Here is a 19,063-nt window from a genome sequence, read left to right on the forward strand (position 1 = left end):
AACCTTTTTAACAACGGATTATGGCGATACGAAAGAATACCAACCCCCGAATGATGGACCTGCAACCCGAAATGCAGGACATATTGAGGCGTAACGGTATGCAGGCCCACGTAGTCAGCGACGACACGGGCTACCGGCTCGTGGTACAGGGCCACGATTCGCCTCTGCTGACCTATGACCTTACCGAGCGTCAGATGTTGGCCCTGACAGACTGGGGGACAAACTCGGCCAACAAGAAAGCCTACAACGTGTTCACGAGCATTGTAGGGAAAGACTTTTATATGCCCAAGAACTTCGTCCATGCCCGTAACGCCAACGGTCGTGTCGCTATGGGACTGCACGGCTACCGTATCGGTATCGGCGAATACGGACGTGTGGGACGGCTGGGTATGCCGCCTCCGTTCCTCGGCTGGACGCCACGCCACCAGTGGGGTTTCCATCTGCGGCGGGTCGGCGGACAACTATTCTATCCGGGACCACCCATTGTCCCTGAACGGTGGGACGGGCGAATGAAGCCGGGCGAATTGCAATCGGGCGGCTACGGATTCTATTACAAGTACAAGGACGGACAACCTATACAGTCCGCACGACAGACCGATGTCCTGCAGGACTTGCAAACGGTCATCACGCCGATGGTCAGCCGTCCGCGTAGTACGGAACCGGCTCGTACCTACAAGGAGTTGATTGCTTCTCCGGTCTATTTTTCCAACGAGAAATGGCAGGAGTGCCTCGCCTCACATGGTCTTATCGTCGATAAGGAGGCACGGACCCTGACCGTACAGTCCGAAAAGGTGGCCGCCGATCTGGTCTATGACCTGACGGAAGAAGAAACGGCCGTCCTGACCTCCAACTCCATCGAAGAGCAACCTGTCGAGAAACGACTGGAAGTCCTGAACGGGGTAATCAAGGCGGATTTCGCCGACAAGGTAACAATGGCGGATCTCGACAGCGAGCGGCGTATCGCCCTCGGCCTGCACCCCGAAGTACAGGAGGAACTGACGCAACGTCAGCAACAGGAGCAGGAAATTCTCTCCCCGCTGGAAACCCGACTCCGGCAGGAGATGCCGTATGGCGCAACCGCTTCCGTCGATGGACGGGATATTTCCGTGCTCGACGAGCGCAAGGGCTGGTACCGGGAAGAACGGCACGGCAGGGAGGTCGAGGTCGACGAAATAGCCGTACACCCATCCCCCATAGAGGGTAAGTACAAGATGACGGCCGTCATCGACGGGCAAGTCATCAGCCACGAGATCAGCCAGAAGGATTACGACAAATTCCTTGCGGTCGATGACTACCACCGCATGAAAATCTTTTCGAAGATATTCAGCGAGGTGGACATGAAGATGCGTCCGGAAGCGCAGCGCGGTCTCGGCGTGAAGATTTTCGCTGCCCTCACGGCAGGAACCGTCATCACGGCGGGCGTTGTCCACGGCTTGCGGCATCATCATCACGGTCCGGAGTTCTACGGCGAGCGTTTCGGTGGCCCGCCACACCCGTATTTCAAACCCGGTGTCGATACGCCGAGAGACGTGGCCATACGCAATTTCGAGGCACAGATGAATCAGGATATTAACGATATGAGAAGAGGGAGATAAAGACAACTATGAGAGAAGGAGACCTAACCTACGACGACTTCCTGCAAAGGCTGAACATTCAGGATGTGCTGATTGACGCAGGCTACCACCTGAACCGGCGCGACGGCCTGCGTTATCCCTCGTATGTCCGTCTGGACAGCGATGGGCGGCGTATCCGCGGCGACAAGTTCATCGTGACGCAACAGGGAAAATGCTGTTTCCAAGCCCAGCAGCAGAAAGTCTATAACATCATCTCGTTCATCAAGGAGCACCCGCAGTTTTTCGCTGAATATCGTGTGGGCATGTCTCCCGACCGGCTGGTGAACCTCGTGTGCAACCGGCTGCTGAACCATCCCATCGAGGACCGGACAACATGGATTATCCAGCCCAAGCGGGACATCCGCCCGTTCGACATCGCGAACTACGACATCCACAAGTTCAACCCGCAGGACCGGGAGACACAGAAGAAGTTCTATCCTTATTTCAAGAGCCGGGGTATCGACCTCTACACGCAATATGCCTTCCACCGCCACTTCTGTCTGGCGACGAAACATCGTGAGGACGGTGCGGCATACACCAATCTCGCTTTTCCGCTGACCTTGCCCAAAGGCGACGGTACGGTCGTGGGCTTCGAAGAACGGGGACGTGCAAGAATGAACGGAAGCGGCAGCTACAAAGGCAAGGCCGAGGGCAGCAATTCGAGCGAGGGGCTGTGGATTGCCAGCCCTGCCAAGACCCCACTTGCGGAAGCCAAGCGTATCTATTGGTTCGAGAGTGCCTACGACGCAATGGCTTATTACCAGCTTAACCAGAAATGGGACAAGGAACTTAGAAAGGGAGTGTTCGTCTCTACCGGCGGAGCACCGAGCCAGCAACAGTTCAAAGCCATGACAGAGGCCACTCCACACGCTTACCACCATCTCTGCTTCGACGGGGACCGTGCCGGGCAGATCTTCGCCATCAACTTCGCGCTCACCCATGCGGGCAAGACATTCACCAGCAACGTGACGAAAGACGACAAACTGCAGGTCCGTATCAGCGGCGAGGAGAACCAGAACTACGAAATAAAACTCGAACCCTTCGACTTTCACAGGATAGTCGGCACGCTTTTACGTCCCAAAGAAATCTATCGGGAAGATGGTACGCTTGACTATCGGACAATCGGCGACGGATATTTGCAGGAGATGAGCATGGTGTGCCAAGATGAGTACGAGATGGCTCTTGCCGAGGGTTCGGCCAGTGAGGAAACGCTGGAGGGCATGAGACAAAATATCATGGCCATAGAGGATGCGATCCGTAATCTTCCCGCTCCCGGCGAGGACGGCACCGGCCTTATTGTGTACGAGCCCGCTGAAAAAGGCTATAAGGACTGGAACGAACAGCTCTTGGCAAAGGCCAAGCTGCAAGAATCAGTTCACGAAGAGCCGGCCAGAAGAGAAGAACCCGAACAGGAACGGCAAGTACGTTTCCACCGATGACAACACGGCACACCCCACATGAAACAATAAAAGAGAAAACAATGAATGACAAGGAACTTACACAGGACGATTTTTTGCAAAGGATTGACATACGGGATATACTGCTCGATGCCGGCTACCGCCAGAACCGACGCTTCGGTCTGCGTCTCTCCTCGTTTATCCGCACGGACAACGAGGGAAAGCGTATCCGGGGCGACAAGTTCGTCATCACACAGCATGGGAAGTGCTGTTGCCAACCACCCCAGCAGAAAGAATACAACGTCGTTTCGTTCATCAAGGAGCACCCGACGTTATTCGCGGAATATTATGAGGGAATGGACCTGAACCAGTTGGTGGACCTCGTATGCAGCCGTCTGCTGAACATACCCGTCGAAGAGGAATACGAGGTGCCGATCGTACAGCCCCAACGGGAGATCCGACCGTTCGACATAACGGAATACGACATTCAGAAGTTCGACCCGAAGGACCGGGAAGTGCAGAAGAAATTCGCCCCCTATTTCAAGCACCGCGGTATTGACCTCGGCACGCAGCACGCCTTTTACCGGGATTTCTGTCTGGCAACCCGACACTGCGAAGACGGGCATAGGGACATCTGCCTCGCTTTCCCGATGGCGTTACCCCAAAATACGGACAGAATCGTAGGCTTCGAGGAGTGCGGACGCGCCCGCTTGGACGGACAAGACAGCTACAAAGGCATGGCAGAAGGCAGCAATACGGACGAAGGGCTATGGATCGCCAGCCCTGCCAGAACGCCTCTTGCCGAGGCCAAACATATCTACTGGTTCGGGAGCGCCTACGACGCGATGGCCTTTTACCAGCTTCATCGGGCGCAAAACCAAGAGTTGCGAAAGGCGGTCTTCATTTCGACGGGCGGTGACCTGACCGAGAAACAGATGCGGGGCGTGCTGGAGCAGACAATCCCCGCCCGGCAGCATATCTGTTTCGACAACGACCATACGGGAAGCGTGCTTGCCAGAAGTCTGCAAAAGGAGATATACCGCACGATACGTGAGGCCATCGAGGTAACACCCGAACGGAAACCGTACCTCGATTCCATACCGGACGGCGACGATCTGGACGGAGGGGAATTTTATCTGCTGCCCAAGGGCGGTCTGCAAGAGAGCTGCATAGAGTTCGATGCCGAGCGGGATGAAGCCTTTTCGATGAGCTCGAGCAGGCTGTGCGCCCCGGAAGACGTACAGGACCAGATAAACAGGATGAACAAATGCTACCGGGAGTTCCGGGTGAAACTGCGGGAGTTCCTCGGTATCGACAAGGAACACGACGTCGCCATTACCCGTAAAGAGCCGGACTATCGCTATACGAGCTGGAACGGACAGCTTCTGGCCGAACGGAAGCAGCAGGAAGCATCCGTCGGACAGGGACAGGAGCAGGAGCCGGAAGAAAAAGCCGGACAGGAGCGGCAGACCCATTTTCGCCGATGAGCGCACTGCATCCCATACAAGACAGCCGGAACGTCATCCTGCGGCCGCACGCCGGGCAATTCGTCATAGACGAACTGCCGCTGATGTTCGTGTGCATGGCGGGGCTGGTGCACGGCGGCATGGAAGGTCTGCCATTGAGTAGTATGGCGAGAGTCGTTTCCTTATTTCTGCTCATCGTGCTGCTGTATCGCTTCATCTACCTGCGTCGGATACGTTACAGGGTCGGCGAAGAACAGCTTGTCAGCGAACACGGCATTTTCATACGCAGGGTGGACTACATGGAACTGTACCGTATCGTGGACTTTCAAGAACACCAGAGCCTCCTGCAACAGATTTGCGGGTTAAAGACGGTTCGCATTCTCTCAATGGACCGGAACACGCCAAGGCTCGACCTTATCGGCATACGGCGTAGGGACGACATCGTGGCGATTATCCGTGAACGTGTGGAAATCAATAAACGAAAAAAGGGAATCTATGAGATTACGAATCATTAGTATATGGGTGTGTGTTGTATTTGTCGGTCTGCTTCCGCAACTGGCCAAGGCGCAGATTGCTGCCTCAAACCCGCTGGAATGGGCGGCGTTGGCCGAGGGCAATGAATTGATTAACGGCCAGATAGATAAACAAATCAAAGGACAGACGCAGACTGCCCTGATGCAAAACAGTATCGCAGCAGAGTTCAACCGCATACACGAGTGGGAGAAACAGTACAACAGCTATCTCAAGACGGCGAGCGGCTATGCCTCGTCACTGAAAGCCTGCACGCACCTCTATAATGACGGCGTGCGGATTTTCCTCACACTGGGAAAATTGGGTAACGCGATACGGAACAATCCGCAGGGTATCGTTGCCAGCATGAACATGAACAACCTCTATATCGAGACGGCGACGGAACTGGTTTCCGTGTTCACGTTGCTGAACGATGCCGTGGCCAAAGGCGGAACGGAAAACATGCTCACGGGGGCGGAACGGAGCAAAACCCTGTGGGCGTTGAACGATCAGCTTGCGGCATTCAGCCGGAAACTGCATCTGCTCTATTTGAGCCTGCGCTATTATACCCTGAACGACGTGTGGAACAACATAACGGCGGGTATGATAGATCGCAGCAACGGCGAGGTGGCCCGTCTGGCCATGTCCCGCTGGCGCAGGGCGGCAGCCATCGCCCGTTGAAAAGAAGGGAAATAAAAAACGAAGAACGATGAAGCGGATAATCTCGATATGGATTCTGTTGCTGTGCGCCGGTATCTCGAAGGTACAGGCGCAGAACGATGCGACCCTTGCGGGAATGATTCTGGTTTATACCAACAAGGCCGAGAAGGAACTGAAAAACCAAGAGAAGGTCATGCTGATGCAAACTACAGGGCATGTGTGGACGAAGGAAGAAGTGGAAGGCACGACGGACTTGCAACGGGAGTTCAACAATTACCTGAACTCGTTCCGCTCGATTGTCTGCTATGCGGCTCAGATTTACGGTTTCTACCATGAAATATCGCAGCTTACAGACAACATGGGCGACTTCACCAAACAATTGAGCAGACATTCGACCAACGCATTGGCCGTTGCCCTCTCCACGCGGCGCAACCAGATTTATCGGGAGATGATATTGAACAGCGTGGAGATTGTGAACGACATCCGCACGGCCTGCCTGTCGGACAACAAGATGACGGAAAGGGAACGTATGGAGATCGTGTTCGGCATACGCCCGAAACTCCGGTCGATGAACCGGACGCTGCAACGGCTGACCAAAGCCGTGAAATATACCACGATGGGCGACATCTGGCGGGAAATCGACGAGGGCGCACGCCCTGTCGCAGACAAGTACGACATCGTGAAAGCCGCCCAAAGACGATGGCGGCAAAATGGAAGAAATGTTAGACCCTAAAAAAGAATAAAAATATGGGAGCTTGGGATACGATATTGAAATACGGCGGAAAGGCCATGAAAGGCATGGGCAAGGCCGCCAATGCGACGGGGAAAAGTGCCGGTCATGCGGTACTGCATCCCTCGCAGACCCTTCGGGGAGCCGGGCAGGCGGTCAAGACGGCTACCGCCGGAGCTGCCGTCGGCTATGTGGGCTGGGAAAAACTGACCACCGACAAAAGTGTCGCACGGATCGTCAGTGAGGCCGTAGTTGGCAAATCCGCCACGGATGCCCTTGCAGGTACGACCGAAGACATGAAGGAACTGAAAGACAAAGCCGGAGAGACGGTCTCTGCCATAGGCGAGGCTGTGGGAGGCGCGGACTCGAAACTGAACGGGGTATCGAACTTCCTGCGGGAAGCCTCCGGCGGTGGGTTGTTCAACATGCTCAGCGGCTTTTTGCGAAACCTCGGAGGAGGCAATGTGTCGGGATTGAACATTGCAGGACTGATTGCGGCGGCGTACCTCGTGTTCGGACGTTCCGGCTGGCTGGGTAAAATCGCCGGTCTGTTTCTGGGCATGATGCTTATCGGTAACAATGCGGGCGTTGTCCGCACGGTTCCCTCGGAAACGGTATCGAGGACACAGACGCCGACACTCTCTCCGGAGGAACAAGCGCAAAGCGGAGGAATGAGAAGGTAGGAACACATAAAAAATATATATCACAATGAAATATACGGAAGAAATGATCCTGCACTCGGACAGCGGCTACTGTATGCCGTTCGAAGAGCCGCGGGGAAAAGACGTGGAACTGTCGCTCGGTTACGGTGAGCAGGTACACCCGACAACGGGAGAAAAGTTCTTTCATCACGGGATAGACTTCAAAGCGCGGTGCTACATGCTGTCGGCTGTGGCCAGCGGCATCGTGTCGGGCGTGGGAAACGACCCGGTACACGGCATTTGCCAGACAGTCCGTTACGGCGGGTACGAGGTGACATACGGTCATCTGTCGAATGTGTTCGCCCAATTCGGACAGCGGGTGGAAGCCGGACAAACGGTGGCTTTGAGCGGTGAACGGCTGCATATAGAAGTCAAATTCAAGGGCGAGGAGCTGAACCCGATAGAGTTCCTGACCATGTTGTACGGCAACATCAAGGCTTTGCAGGAAACCGACGGCAACGGCCCGGCAGGTTTTTACGATACGGAAACTGGGGTAACAAACGACTACGAGAAGGACCAAAGGGAAATAGAAGAGCTGATGCTCCGCTTTCTGCCGCTTTACATGGAGGATTTGCAGCGGGGAGCGTACACGGTGCCCGCACATACGGAACAGTCGCTACGCCACATCTTCACGATGGGAGCGATGAAAGAGTATTTCTACGAGCAGATGCCGAGCATAGCCAATCCCCTCGGACTGGGGCGCAAAGCCATGCCGCTTGCCAGCAAAGTTCAGAACCTACTGATAGCGGATTTCCTGAACTACCTTGCCCTGCGGCATGAGGTGTACCTCTCCACAATGGGCGGCGAGGTAAAAAAAAACTTCATGACGAAGCTGTAGCGGGCTGCGGACTCATCGACCCGCTGGCGGAGCTGGACATCGACATCCAGAGCTTCGACATATCGAGGATCGTCTCCGTCTATCCCGACCGCGCCGGAGTCCGCTGGTGGACGAAAGCATGGTTCAACAACCGGGAAGAAGGGGAAGCCTCGGTGGAAATCGAACGGGAACAGGCGGTACGCTTCATTCAAGACCGTATCGAAAAAGATGCATGGCTCGAAGAGTTTTTCCCCAAGCAAATGGAAGTGTACCACAACGCCATCGAACAAACGAAGGAACAACTGCTGAAACAGATAAACATGATATAGAAAGATATTGATTATATGGACGAAATCAAACATAGCAGGAGGTTTGCGGAAATAGAGACTCTCATGGGCAGTTATTTCCGCTATCATCTCGTCCCCGTCATGACGCAGACGCAAACCTACCTGACCGAGAAGCAGGGCGAGGAAATGAAGAAGTATTCGACTTCCATAAGCGGCATACTCGGCATGATGGCGTCGGCGGGCCAACCGCTCTCCGACCCGTACCAAACACTCAAGGTAACAGGAGAATGGAACTCCAAGACAACCGAAGACTACATCGGGATGTGCAAGGAACGGATTCTCTCGTCGGAGGAAATACAGCACGATCTCGCCTACATGGCCGGCGAGTGGCGCGATACCGTCGTGCTGGAAGTCGGACGCAAGCGTTACGATGAACTGTCGCAGGAATTGGGCTGCGACCTCGCCTACGCCTTCGTGGACTACCGCGTGGAGCAACTGATGATAGACCATCTGGTAAAGGAACGTATGCCCAAGTCCTCGGCGGACTACATCATCCGCAAAGCGGCTGAATCAAGTCTGTTGGGGTTGCCGCAGGCGTTAAGCCGCTCGCCGCTGGCCGAAGAGATAGAGAAGCGCGGAGAGGCCGCTTATCGTCCGAGCAAGTTGGAGAAAGGCGCAGGTTGGGTGTTGGGGGCTTCAGCCGATACCGTCATGCTGGGCGGTGCAGGTTCATGGGCAAGCTTCGCACGGTTCATCGGAGCGGATACAGCCATCTCGGCCGTTGCCGATCACTTCGGGGCAGAAGAGACACAGACGCTCTCTGCGGAGGAGTGTATCAGCAAGGGGGTGTTCGGCAGCGAAAGCAATGTGTTCGAGGGATTCCGTAAGGAAGCAGCGGCGATTCCACCCAAAGAGAACACACTCTTGTCCGAAGCCAACGGAGAGTTACAGAAAAAGATACCGATTATAACATTCGATTTTATGGATTGGTGGAAAACAGACAGTATAAATATGCCGTGGCGGGAAGAAACTGCCGGGGAAGAACGGAAGCGGGCGGAACGGTATAAAGATGTGCCGTTGGTGGTCGCTCCCGGACAGGAGGAAGCCTATCTGCAAGACTTGGAAAGAGGGAATACCGAAGCGGAACAAGCCGGTCAGGAATCCGAACAGAGGGAAAAAGAGGCGAAAGAAGTGCAGGTTTCCACAGTCTCCACCGAGAAAACGATACGGGAAGAGCCGTCCGGGCAAGAACCGCAGACCATACAGACCAACGAGAACGGTTGGGATGGGCTGACCCGTTTCCTCGGACTGGAAGGTTTCAGCGAAGTCATGAGTAATCCGGGCAGTGTGTTGGCCATGCTGCCAGACATGCTATTGGGTATATTCACAGGCAAGACGCAATCGCTGGGACTGAAAGAAAACCTGCTGCCGATAGCGAGTATCGTGGCGGGCATATTCGTCAAGAATCCGATGCTGAAGATGTTGCTTATCGGCTTGGGTGGTGCGAACCTGCTGAACAAGGCGGGACATGAGGCACTGGGAAAAGAAAGGACGGAGAGAAACGGAAATGTGGCCACGACCGACAAAAAGGTGCAGTACAGACGCTATCCCGATGAGCCGCTCAATCCACGTATTGTGAATCCGGTACTGCAAGGCAATACCCTTATTGCCACGATAGACCACGTGCCCTGCACGGTGCAGCTTAATTCCACGGTGGCGGACGCCTACCGTGCCGGTGCCTTGCCGCTGAACACGCTGGCCAATGCCGTGCTCGTCCAAAGCGACCGTCTCCGCCAGATGGCTTCGCAGAATTACGACAACGGACAACAGGAGACCATCGTGCGGACGCGAGGCATCCAGTAATCCCGTAACCGACAAAAAAATTGGAGTATGAAAGAGAAATCGCAAATAGAAAAGAATGCCGAGGAGCGACAGATAGAGTTGCTTTCCACGGCTTTGAACGAAGCGTCGAATGCCGGAGGACACTGGCTCAACGCCGCAGGCAAGGGCTTTCCGAAATTCTATCCGCGCGGCGTCGCCGTCAGCCCGTTCAACGGGTTGTTCATGGCACTGCATTCGGACCGGAACGGGTGCAAGACCAACCTGTTCACCCTTTACAGCGATGCCAAGGCACGTGGCACATCGGTACGCGAGCACGAGCAGGGAGTCCCGTTCCTGTTCTACAACTGGAACAAGTACGTCCATCGCAACAACCCGGAGGACATCATCAGCCGGGATGCCTATTTGAAACTGGACGAGGAGGTGCAGAAACAGTACAAGGGCATACATAACCGGGAGATCCGCACGCTCTTCAATATCGACCAAACGACACTGCCTTACGTGGATAAGGAGGAATACGATATGGTATTGCTGAAAGACGGCAGTGCCGTGGAACGGGGATATTCCGAGGCCGACGAACGGCGATTGCATATCCGTTTCAACGATTTCCTGCTGAAAATGAGGGATAATCTCGTGCCCGTGCGTTCGGACGGAAGCGGAATGCCCCATTACGAGACAGATCGCGATGCGGTCTATATGCCGCGCCAACGGGATTTCGGACACTACAACGATTATGTACAGGAGGCACTGCGGCAAATCGTAAGTGCCACAGGACACCAGCAACGGCTGGCCCGTGAAGGCATGGTGATGAAAAACGGCATGGGTCCCTCGGAAGATGCCCTCAAACAGGAACGGCTAATCGTGGAGGTGGCTTCGGGAATCAAAATGCTGGAATTGGGGCTGCCCGCCCGTCTGTCCGACAAAAGCCTTGAACTGGTGGACTACTGGAACCGGGAACTCAAGGAGAACCCCAACCTGATGGATGCCCTCGAAGGCGACGTGAACAACGCCCTCGAAGTAATCCATAAGGCAGAACGGGGCGAGAAAATCGAATATGCCACGATGCGCAACCGCCGGCAGACCTCGGACATGCAGGAGCAGCTACCCAAGCATTTCTATGTAGCCGACGAGATCCGGAAACACCCGAACAAGGAGGACAGGACCATTGTCATCGTCATCGACCCGTCCTCGAAATCGGCGGACGTGATACTCCCTGCCGGTGCGTCGCCGGAAGTGGACAATGAAGTGCCGGGCATGAACAAGGCCCGTATCGGCAGGGCTTTGCGAAGGGAAGGGATCGAAAACGTGCGTTTCTTCAATCCTGACGGCACATGGGGGTACAGGCCCGATGATACTTATTTCGCCCAAAAACAGATCTCACTGGCCCGGCTGAAAAACTGGGCGCTGGAAATGCTCTCCACACTGGACATAACGCCCGCGGTCAAACGGGCGGACGAAATCGGCTTCGACCAAGTACAGATGATTCAGGACGACAAGAACCGCTGGGCGCTGTATCTGAAGCCCGAACATCAGAGCGGGTACAGTATCTATCCCGACAAGGACGACCTGAACCGCTTCTTCTCCACACTCAAACAGTCGATGGACAATATCGAAAATGTACGCATGGAGCTGGCGCACAAGTATTATGCGCTGGCGGAAACACAACCCGACCTGAAAGTGGACCTGTTCAGCAGCGGGGCGCAGGACATTGACCTGAACCGGATTCAGCGCGTGTCCGTGTTCAAGACCAAACAAGAAGGGACTCTGTGCGTGGCGACCATTGACGGAAAGAAATTACAACCCCGAAGCGTCACCCGGCAACAATGGCAACGCATGTGGGTGGCGGAGGACCGTGCCAAATACAAATGCCATCTGGCGGCCACGCTATTTGCCGATGTGCTGCGTAAAGGACAGACGCAGGAAGTGACTGCCGGAAAGAGACAAGAAGAAGATACCCAACAACAGGATAAAGACAAGAACTCGAAACAAGCCGATGGAGAAGCCCAAAAAACCGGTTCATCCCTAAAAGAGTTGTCCATAAAAGATATACCGGAACAAATGTATGGTAAGTACGAGCAAATCAAAGAGGAACAACCGGAAGCGGTTGTCCTTTTCAAACATGGGAACAATTATTACGCTTCCATGTATGATGCGGAGACCATTGCGAACGAACTGAACCTGCCTCCGAGCAAAGAACGCGTTCCGTATGATGCAAATAAAATCATATTGGTATTCGAGCATGACAATGAGGAAACAAGGCAGCAAATTCATGCGCTACGGGCATACGTGATGGATTGTGACGGTATGTCTAAGGCACAGCAAAACGGGCCTGCAGAAACAACCGACGAAGAGAACGAGAACGAACAACGTCCAACCATGAGGAGGTAGAAATATGGCAAACAAGAATCAAGAATATACAAGACAATACGCAGACTATGCGATGGAACAGATGCGGCGATACGGCATTCCGGCCTCCGTGACGCTGGCACAGGGCATACTGGAAAGTTCCAACGGACAGAGCCGTCTGGCGCAGAATGAGAACAACCACTTCGGTATCAAGGCCACGCCCGAATGGATTGCCGGGGGTGGCCGGTACGGCCTGTATTCCGATGACAAGCCGAACGAGAAGTTCTGCAGTTATGACAGCGTGGGCGATTCGTATGAGCACCACTCACGCTTCCTGAAAGAGAACAGCCGCTATGCCCGCTGTTTCTCGCTTTCTCCCGACGACTACAAGGGCTGGACGCAGGGCCTCGAAAAGGCGGGCTATGCCACGGGCGGGCATTATGCCGACAGCCTGCAACGTATCATCGAGCAGAACGGGCTGCAAAAGTACGACCGTCAGGTCATGCAGGAGATGGAAGCGCAGGGAAAACGGTTCGGTTTGGAAGAGAACCCGCTCCGGGAAGCCGGAAATGCGGCGGAGTATTCGTTTCCGGTGGAACGGAAAGAATTTCTATTCGTCACCTCACCGTTCGGTATGCGGCAAGATCCGACAGACGGCAAGGAGCGTATGCACAAGGGTATCGACATCCGGTGCGACGGCGATGCAGTCTTGGCCACGGAGAAAGATGGAAAGGTCATTGCTGTCAATGGCAAAAATAATACGCCCGGCGGCAAGTCACTGACAGTGGAATACACCCGTCCGGACGGCAGTAAGGTACAATGTACCTACATGCACCTTGGCGAAATTTCCGTAAAGGCAGGCGATATGGTACAGGCGGGCCAGAAGCTCGGTCGATCCGGCAACACAGGAACACGAACAACGGGAGAACATCTGCACTTCGGCGTCAAACAGATTTATGCGGACGGGACACAGCGGGACGTCGATCCGGCGGCTTATCTGGCTGAAATCGCCCAAAAGGGTCACATCAAACAACAGGTGCTGCATAACGGAAACGACCTGCTCGCCCGATATAAGGGAACAGAAGGAAATGTCGCTGGCAAAGACTTTTCGCCCGACGCATGGATGAAAAAACTGCTCTCCTCGGAGGACAGTGGCGTGGGACTGTCAGGGTGTAGCGACCCTATCGTGGAGATGGCCATGACCGCTTTTACCTCTCTGATGTTGCTGGCGACGCAAATCGACAGCAAGAACGAGGAAGAACAAAAGGCGGCCATTTCCGAGGCGATGGACAGCCGGCGTATCGACCTGAAAACGCTGCTGCCGGGCATGAAAACCTGCGACCTCGTGGTCGGGGAAAACGGGCGGGCTGTCCTGCAAGTGGACAACGGAAGCGTCCAAGTATCGCGAGAACTGACCTCTGCCGAGTTAAGCCGCCTGTCGGTGACGCTTAATGACGGTTCTCTTTCGGAAGAAGCCAAACGACTGCGTGTGACCGGAACGCTGAACACGATCATCCTCTCGGAGGCGGTTTCGCAGAACTTTGAACGGGGAATGTCCGAACAACGGGCACAATCGGAAAACCTGAAAAGATAATCCCAAAAGTCATGATAAAACGCGTGATGATACGACTTTGCGGGTATTTGTCCGGGTTGTCCGCCTGCGCCCTGCATATCCTGTTCTGTTCCCGACTCTTCGGTTGGACGGCGACGTTTGTCATCGTGGGCATTCAACTGGGTATTGCCGGCTGGATTATCTACATGAGAATACGTGCACCCGATTAGGAAACGGTTTCAGCATGTTCAACTTCAAGATACCTCGCTTTGTCCGGTGGATTATGTATCACTAAAAAGACAAAAGAAGATGATTAAGTGTAATATTACGGCGTGCGGCACCATCAGCCGCGACGCTTCGATGCGCACAACCAAGGAAGATAAAACATTCCTGACCTTTCCGCTCCGCATCGTGATCCAAGGTAAGGATGGCCGGAACGAAACGGTCGAGATCAGTGTCAGCAAGGAGGGTGCCCAAAAGAAGGTATCCAGCTATCGAAACGGACTGCGTGTCGAGGTTGCGGGGACGCTGTTCCTGAAACGCCGGGGCGAAAAGCTCTATTTCAACCTCTTTGCCGACCGTATCGCCACGGCAAAAGACATCGCAGATTCCATCAAGGGCGAACTGTCATTCCGCGGCAAGGTGGGCAAAAACATCGAGGAACGGAAAGACAAAAAGGATAAGTCCTATACGATGTTCTCGGCATTCAGCACCGAGAAGGTCGATGAGAATTTCGAGTACCAGTGGGTGCGCTTCTTCTGCTTCGACAGGCAACGCGAAGAGTGGTTGCAACCGGGTGTCAAGGTAGAGGCCAAGGGCGAACTGACAGTCTCGGCACATAACGGGAAGCCGGACATCTCCTGCCGGGTGGAAGAATTGACGCAATATGTTCCCGAATCGGATAACTCCAATCAGTAGCAGTCATGGCCGGTTATAGAAAGCGAAATACGGAGGGACCGAACAGCGAGGATAAGGCGCTGGACCTCTTTGCCGAGATGATGATCGAGAAAATCGAAAGCATCCAGAAAGATTGGCACAAGCCGTGGTTTACCGAGGGTGTACTGCAATGGCCGCGTAACCTGTCAGGGCGCGAGTATAACGGTATGAATGCCCTGATGCGTGCGTCCAGAATGGTCGCATAGTAAATATCTCTGTGGCAAGAGATTAGAATAGGATACAATATGTTCTACTCCCAACTGAATAAGCCCCGAGCGAAAGCAAAAGGTGAAAACAGCATTTCAGTAAAACGGAATGTGTGGCTAACTGTCATGCGACACAGTTCCGTGAGGGGGAAAGACAGATATAAGGATGAAGCCTGCATTGGTTCAACGATAGTTCAGCGGCATAAGGCGTGGCGTGGGCGGAAAGGCAGTTATATCTACGCCCTCTCGTGGTACTCAATTCCAAAGCATTAGGAATATGGGCAAAAGGTATCAACCACGACGCACTTGCGATAAGCAAGAAAAGAACGAAAGTCGCATCCGACAATCTGTCGTGCCAATAGTTACTATGCGTGCTAACTGGAGATTGCCTAAATCGGGATGCCAAAAGGCTATGGGTAAAGACTCTGAATACCCGACATGGCAACGGAGCTTCCGTAGTAGTCTGAGCAAGGGAAAGCCTTGTACATGGCGAAGGGAAGCAGTTGGTAATTTTAATACAAACAACGGATAATGTGAGAGACATTATGAGAAATCCAAAGCAAGTATTAAACAATTTATGTGAACACAGCAAAGTTTCGGGCTACAGGTTCGAAAGGCTGTATCGAAATCTATTCAATGAACAGATGTTTTATGTTGCCTATCAACGTATTTACACTAAGCAAGGCAATATGACACCTGGTACTGACGGCAAGACCATTGACCAAATGAGCATTCAAAGAATAGAATCTCTTATAGCAAGTCTCAAAAACGAGACATATCAACCTAATCCGGCAAAGAGGGTATATATTCCCAAGAAGAACGGTAAAATGCGTCCGTTGGGCATACCCTCCTTTGAAGACAAACTTGTACAGGAGGTGGTAAGAATGATACTTGAAGCCATATATGAAGGGTATTTTGAATACACCTCACATGGGTTTAGACCTTTCAAAAGCTGCCACACCGCACTATCAAGCATTCAGAAAAGGTTTGTCGGGGCTAAATGGTTCATCGAGGGAGACATTAAAGGATTCTTCGACAACATAGACCATAGCGTACTGATAAGCATACTTGAAGAAAGAATAAACGATGTTCGCTTTATTCGCTTGATTAGAAAGTTCCTTAAAGCCGGATATGTAGAACACTGGCAGTTCAATCATACTTATTCGGGAACACCTCAAGGTGGAATCATCAGTCCAATACTGGCGAATATCTATCTTGACAAGTTTGATAAGTTCATGAACGAGTATGCCAAGAGGTTCGACAAGGGTAACAAGAGACGGGTAAATCCAGCCTACAACCGTATTTGCAACAAAAGAAACTCGCTGAAACGTAAACTGAACGCCGAAATTGACGTGGAGAAAAGGAAAATCCTTATCTCGCAAATCAGAAACATGCGTACAGAAATGCAACAACTCCCGTATGGGAATGACATGGACGAACAGTACAGACGACTAAAATACGTGAGATATGCTGACGACTTCCTTATAGGGGTTATCGGCAGTAAAGCCGACTGTGAAGCGATAAAGGCAGACCTCAAAAAGTACATGCAAGAACAACTAAAACTTGAGCTGTCTGAGGAAAAGACCTTAATCACAAACGCACAGGACAAGGCAAAATTTCTCGGATATGAAATTTATGTACAACGTTCCGAAAGCAAGGTAAAGAATAGCCTCGGTAGAACGAATCGAATGTTCAACGGAAATGTAAGGCTACATGTCCCTACTGAAATTGCAAGGGAGAAACTGCTCGCTATGAATGCTATGGCAATAAAACAAGTCAATGGCAAAGAAATATGGTGGGCTGAATCCAGAGGCTTCCTAACAAGCATGAAAGAGGAGGATATCATAGCCAGATACAACCTTGAAATAAGAGGGTTCTATAACTACTATTCGATAGCCAATAACATCTCAGCTGTCGGAGGTACTTTCGGAGGTATCATGAAACGCAGTTGCATTAAAACTCTTGCACACAAACATAACAGTACCATGCGTAAAGAATGGAAACGTTATCGTGAAGGGCAGGACTTTGTTGTCCGATATATGGACAACAAGGGTCAAGAAAAGTGCAGGGTATTGTACAATGAGGGGTTCAGAAGAAAAACTGTCAATGATTTTGCAGAATGTGACCACATGCCGAATACATATTTTCTGCCGCAGGCATCGCTTGTAGAAAGGCTAAATAACGGTGTGTGCGAACTTTGCGGAAATAAAGTGCCACTGATAATGCACCATGTCAGAACACTCTGTAAACTGAAAGCAGATACGGAGTGGAATAGATTAATGCTGAAGAGAGGACGCAAGACATTGGCAGTATGCGAAAAATGCAATACACTGATTCAAAGCTATGTTTAACAGAAAATTGACATTACCAACGGAAAGCCGAATACATGGAGACATGTACGTTCGGTTTGGAGGCAGGTATGGGGAAACCTATCGCCGAAAGACGACAAGGCGTCCCATACCGAGCCTACTGCTCCTGCATTGTGAGAACGAAGGGTACAAGATTCCCCGTTTCTGTACGTTCGACTGTGTGCAGCGGCTCAACAAGCCCGGTAAGGACGGACAAGAACTGCCAAGGGTATCTGTGCTGAAAGGTGAGAAATCCTTTCCCGTGATGCTGACCACATTCACCTGCATACACAAGGAAACAAAGGAAAAAATCAAGTATGACGATTACAAGAAGCTCTCCAACGAGGAGAAGGCGCAATACAATGTTTATCCCCGTATGCAGGTGTTCCGGGTGTTCAATGTCGCCCAGACCAACTTGCGGGAGGCACGACCGGAGTTGTGGGAGCAGTTGGAGGTAGAGAACGGGAAAAGGGTCGAAAACGGCGAACATTTCAGTTTCGTGCCCGTCGATACGATGATTCGGGACAAGCTTTGGATTTGTCCCATCAAACCGAAACATCAGGACGAAGCATACTACTCGATTACGAGAAACGAGATAATCGTGCCCGAAAAAGAACAGTTCCAGTCCGGAGAAGCCTTTTACGGAACGCTGTTTCATGAAATGGTCCACTCCACCGGCGCCGAGGGTGTTCTCGACCGTCTCCAGCCGACATCTTTCGGCTCGAAAGAGTATGCCCGCGAGGAACTGGTGGCCGAACTCGGCAGTGCACTGATCGCACAACGCTATGGCATGACCAAGCATATCAAGGAAGACAGTTGCGCATACCTCAAAGGGTGGCTCGATGAATTGAAGGAATCGCCACAGTTTATCAAGACGACGCTTCTGGACGTGAAAAGGGCTTCGTCAATCGTTACCCAAAAGGTGGATAAGATTGCACAGGAGTTGGAACAAAATGTTACTGAAGAGCAAGAGAACAAACACTCGACCAAGGAACGTATCTTTTACGCATCGGTGGCTTATCTCCAATCTACCGATGACACGACGCAACTGGACGAATTGAAGGACAAAGGCGACTACAAGGGATTGCTGGCACTCGCCAAGGAGTATTACGACGGCAACGGTATGGACGAGCAGCATACATTCGCTTCTCCCCTCCAGAACCGGGGAGATGATCTGCTAATCGAGGATAAAGACTTTGCCGTAGTGTACAACGGAAGTGTCGGGGGCACTTACGACATCATGCTGAAGTACACGGAGCAGGAGGTACGAGACCATATCCGGCGTTACGGAACCGACCACGCCAGCGATGATGTGAAAGAGGTGGCCAAGGATATGGCGGCGGAAGAGTTCGATGTCCTGAAACATCAGAAACTCCCGATGTTCGAGATGCCGAACGGAAAACATCTGTTCGTCTGGTATAACAGGGAAACCGACACGCTCGATGCCGGACCGTTTACCGGTACGGATATACCCGACAGACACCGCTTCGCTTACGACCATTGTCAGTCGATGGAGGCCAACCTGCAAAGCGTGAACGAGAAACTGGGCGAAATGGAGGAGTATCAGGGTGAAGTGCAAGAGGAAAGCTACATCAGCGGTCTGCACCGATAACGGAAACGAATGTGAGGTGGCTTCACTTCAACGCTACCTCACA

General features: G+C 52.7%; 16 protein-coding genes and 1 pseudogene. All 17 read left to right on the plus strand.

All coding sequences use genetic code 11. The features are described from left to right. The first annotated feature begins 20 nt into the window (after nucleotides 1-20). The 17 genes and pseudogenes from HMPREF9009_RS11825 (at nucleotide 21) to HMPREF9009_RS11900 (ending at nucleotide 19,020) form a co-directional block, all read left to right on the plus strand. Nucleotides 21-1,595, plus strand: a complete 1,575-nt coding sequence (locus HMPREF9009_RS11825; protein ID WP_004294403.1) for a hypothetical protein — start codon at nucleotides 21-23, stop codon at nucleotides 1,593-1,595. Between the two features lie 8 nt (nucleotides 1,596-1,603). After that, nucleotides 1,604-3,052, plus strand: coding sequence for a toprim domain-containing protein (locus HMPREF9009_RS11830; protein ID WP_004294402.1), 1,449 nt, complete (start codon nucleotides 1,604-1,606; stop codon nucleotides 3,050-3,052). Between the two features lie 41 nt (nucleotides 3,053-3,093). After that, complete coding sequence (locus tag HMPREF9009_RS11835; protein ID WP_004294401.1) at nucleotides 3,094-4,497, plus strand: toprim domain-containing protein; 1,404 nt, start codon at nucleotides 3,094-3,096, stop codon at nucleotides 4,495-4,497. Next, nucleotides 4,494-4,991, plus strand: a complete 498-nt coding sequence (locus tag HMPREF9009_RS11840) for a PH domain-containing protein (RefSeq protein ID WP_004294400.1) — start codon at nucleotides 4,494-4,496, stop codon at nucleotides 4,989-4,991. Before HMPREF9009_RS11835 ends, HMPREF9009_RS11840 begins: the two co-directional genes overlap by 4 nt. Beyond that, nucleotides 4,972-5,667: a hypothetical protein gene (locus HMPREF9009_RS11845; RefSeq protein ID WP_007219674.1), complete on the plus strand. Its 696-nt coding sequence runs from the start codon at nucleotides 4,972-4,974 to the stop codon at nucleotides 5,665-5,667. Before HMPREF9009_RS11840 ends, HMPREF9009_RS11845 begins: the two co-directional genes overlap by 20 nt. A gap of 28 nt (nucleotides 5,668-5,695) precedes the next feature. After that, a complete protein-coding gene (locus HMPREF9009_RS11850; protein WP_004294398.1) occupies nucleotides 5,696-6,379 on the plus strand; it encodes a hypothetical protein in 684 nt (227 codons plus the stop codon). A 14-nt stretch (nucleotides 6,380-6,393) separates the two neighbouring features. Then, a complete protein-coding gene (locus HMPREF9009_RS11855) occupies nucleotides 6,394-7,059 on the plus strand; it encodes a hypothetical protein (protein WP_004294397.1) in 666 nt (221 codons plus the stop codon). A gap of 25 nt (nucleotides 7,060-7,084) precedes the next feature. Further along, nucleotides 7,085-7,915, plus strand: coding sequence for a M23 family metallopeptidase (locus HMPREF9009_RS11860; RefSeq protein ID WP_004294396.1), 831 nt, complete (start codon nucleotides 7,085-7,087; stop codon nucleotides 7,913-7,915). A 23-nt stretch (nucleotides 7,916-7,938) separates the two neighbouring features. Next, complete coding sequence (locus HMPREF9009_RS11865; protein WP_029429260.1) at nucleotides 7,939-8,223, plus strand: hypothetical protein; 285 nt, start codon at nucleotides 7,939-7,941, stop codon at nucleotides 8,221-8,223. 15 nt (nucleotides 8,224-8,238) lie between these two features. Further along, nucleotides 8,239-10,044, plus strand: a complete 1,806-nt coding sequence (locus HMPREF9009_RS11870) for a hypothetical protein (RefSeq protein ID WP_004294394.1) — start codon at nucleotides 8,239-8,241, stop codon at nucleotides 10,042-10,044. 27 nt (nucleotides 10,045-10,071) lie between these two features. Beyond that, nucleotides 10,072-12,408, plus strand: coding sequence for a zincin-like metallopeptidase domain-containing protein (locus tag HMPREF9009_RS11875; protein WP_004294393.1), 2,337 nt, complete (start codon nucleotides 10,072-10,074; stop codon nucleotides 12,406-12,408). Between the two features lie 4 nt (nucleotides 12,409-12,412). Continuing rightward, nucleotides 12,413-13,960, plus strand: coding sequence for a glucosaminidase domain-containing protein (locus HMPREF9009_RS11880; RefSeq protein WP_004294392.1), 1,548 nt, complete (start codon nucleotides 12,413-12,415; stop codon nucleotides 13,958-13,960). Between the two features lie 267 nt (nucleotides 13,961-14,227). Further along, nucleotides 14,228-14,836 carry a hypothetical protein gene (locus HMPREF9009_RS11885; protein ID WP_004294390.1) on the plus strand — a complete coding sequence of 203 codons (609 nt, stop codon included), beginning with the start codon at nucleotides 14,228-14,230 and terminating at the stop codon, nucleotides 14,834-14,836. Nucleotides 14,837-14,841: 5 nt separating this feature from the next. Then, nucleotides 14,842-15,036: pseudogene (locus HMPREF9009_RS11890) on the plus strand (ArdC family protein); the annotation flags it as partial. A 301-nt stretch (nucleotides 15,037-15,337) separates the two neighbouring features. Next, nucleotides 15,338-15,592 (plus strand): hypothetical protein, encoded by a 255-nt coding sequence (locus HMPREF9009_RS25755; RefSeq protein ID WP_137570004.1) that lies wholly within the window; start codon nucleotides 15,338-15,340, stop codon nucleotides 15,590-15,592. 13 nt (nucleotides 15,593-15,605) lie between these two features. Next, nucleotides 15,606-17,411: a reverse transcriptase/maturase family protein gene (locus tag HMPREF9009_RS11895; RefSeq protein ID WP_007219678.1), complete on the plus strand. Its 1,806-nt coding sequence runs from the start codon at nucleotides 15,606-15,608 to the stop codon at nucleotides 17,409-17,411. 43 nt (nucleotides 17,412-17,454) lie between these two features. Next, nucleotides 17,455-19,020 carry a zincin-like metallopeptidase domain-containing protein gene (locus HMPREF9009_RS11900; protein WP_017140671.1) on the plus strand — a complete coding sequence of 522 codons (1,566 nt, stop codon included), beginning with the start codon at nucleotides 17,455-17,457 and terminating at the stop codon, nucleotides 19,018-19,020. Nucleotides 19,021-19,063 lie beyond the last annotated feature (43 nt).

Origin of the sequence: Bacteroides sp. 3_1_13, assembly GCF_001185845.1 — a bacterium.
Taxonomy (GTDB): domain Bacteria; phylum Bacteroidota; class Bacteroidia; order Bacteroidales; family Bacteroidaceae; genus Bacteroides; species Bacteroides xylanisolvens.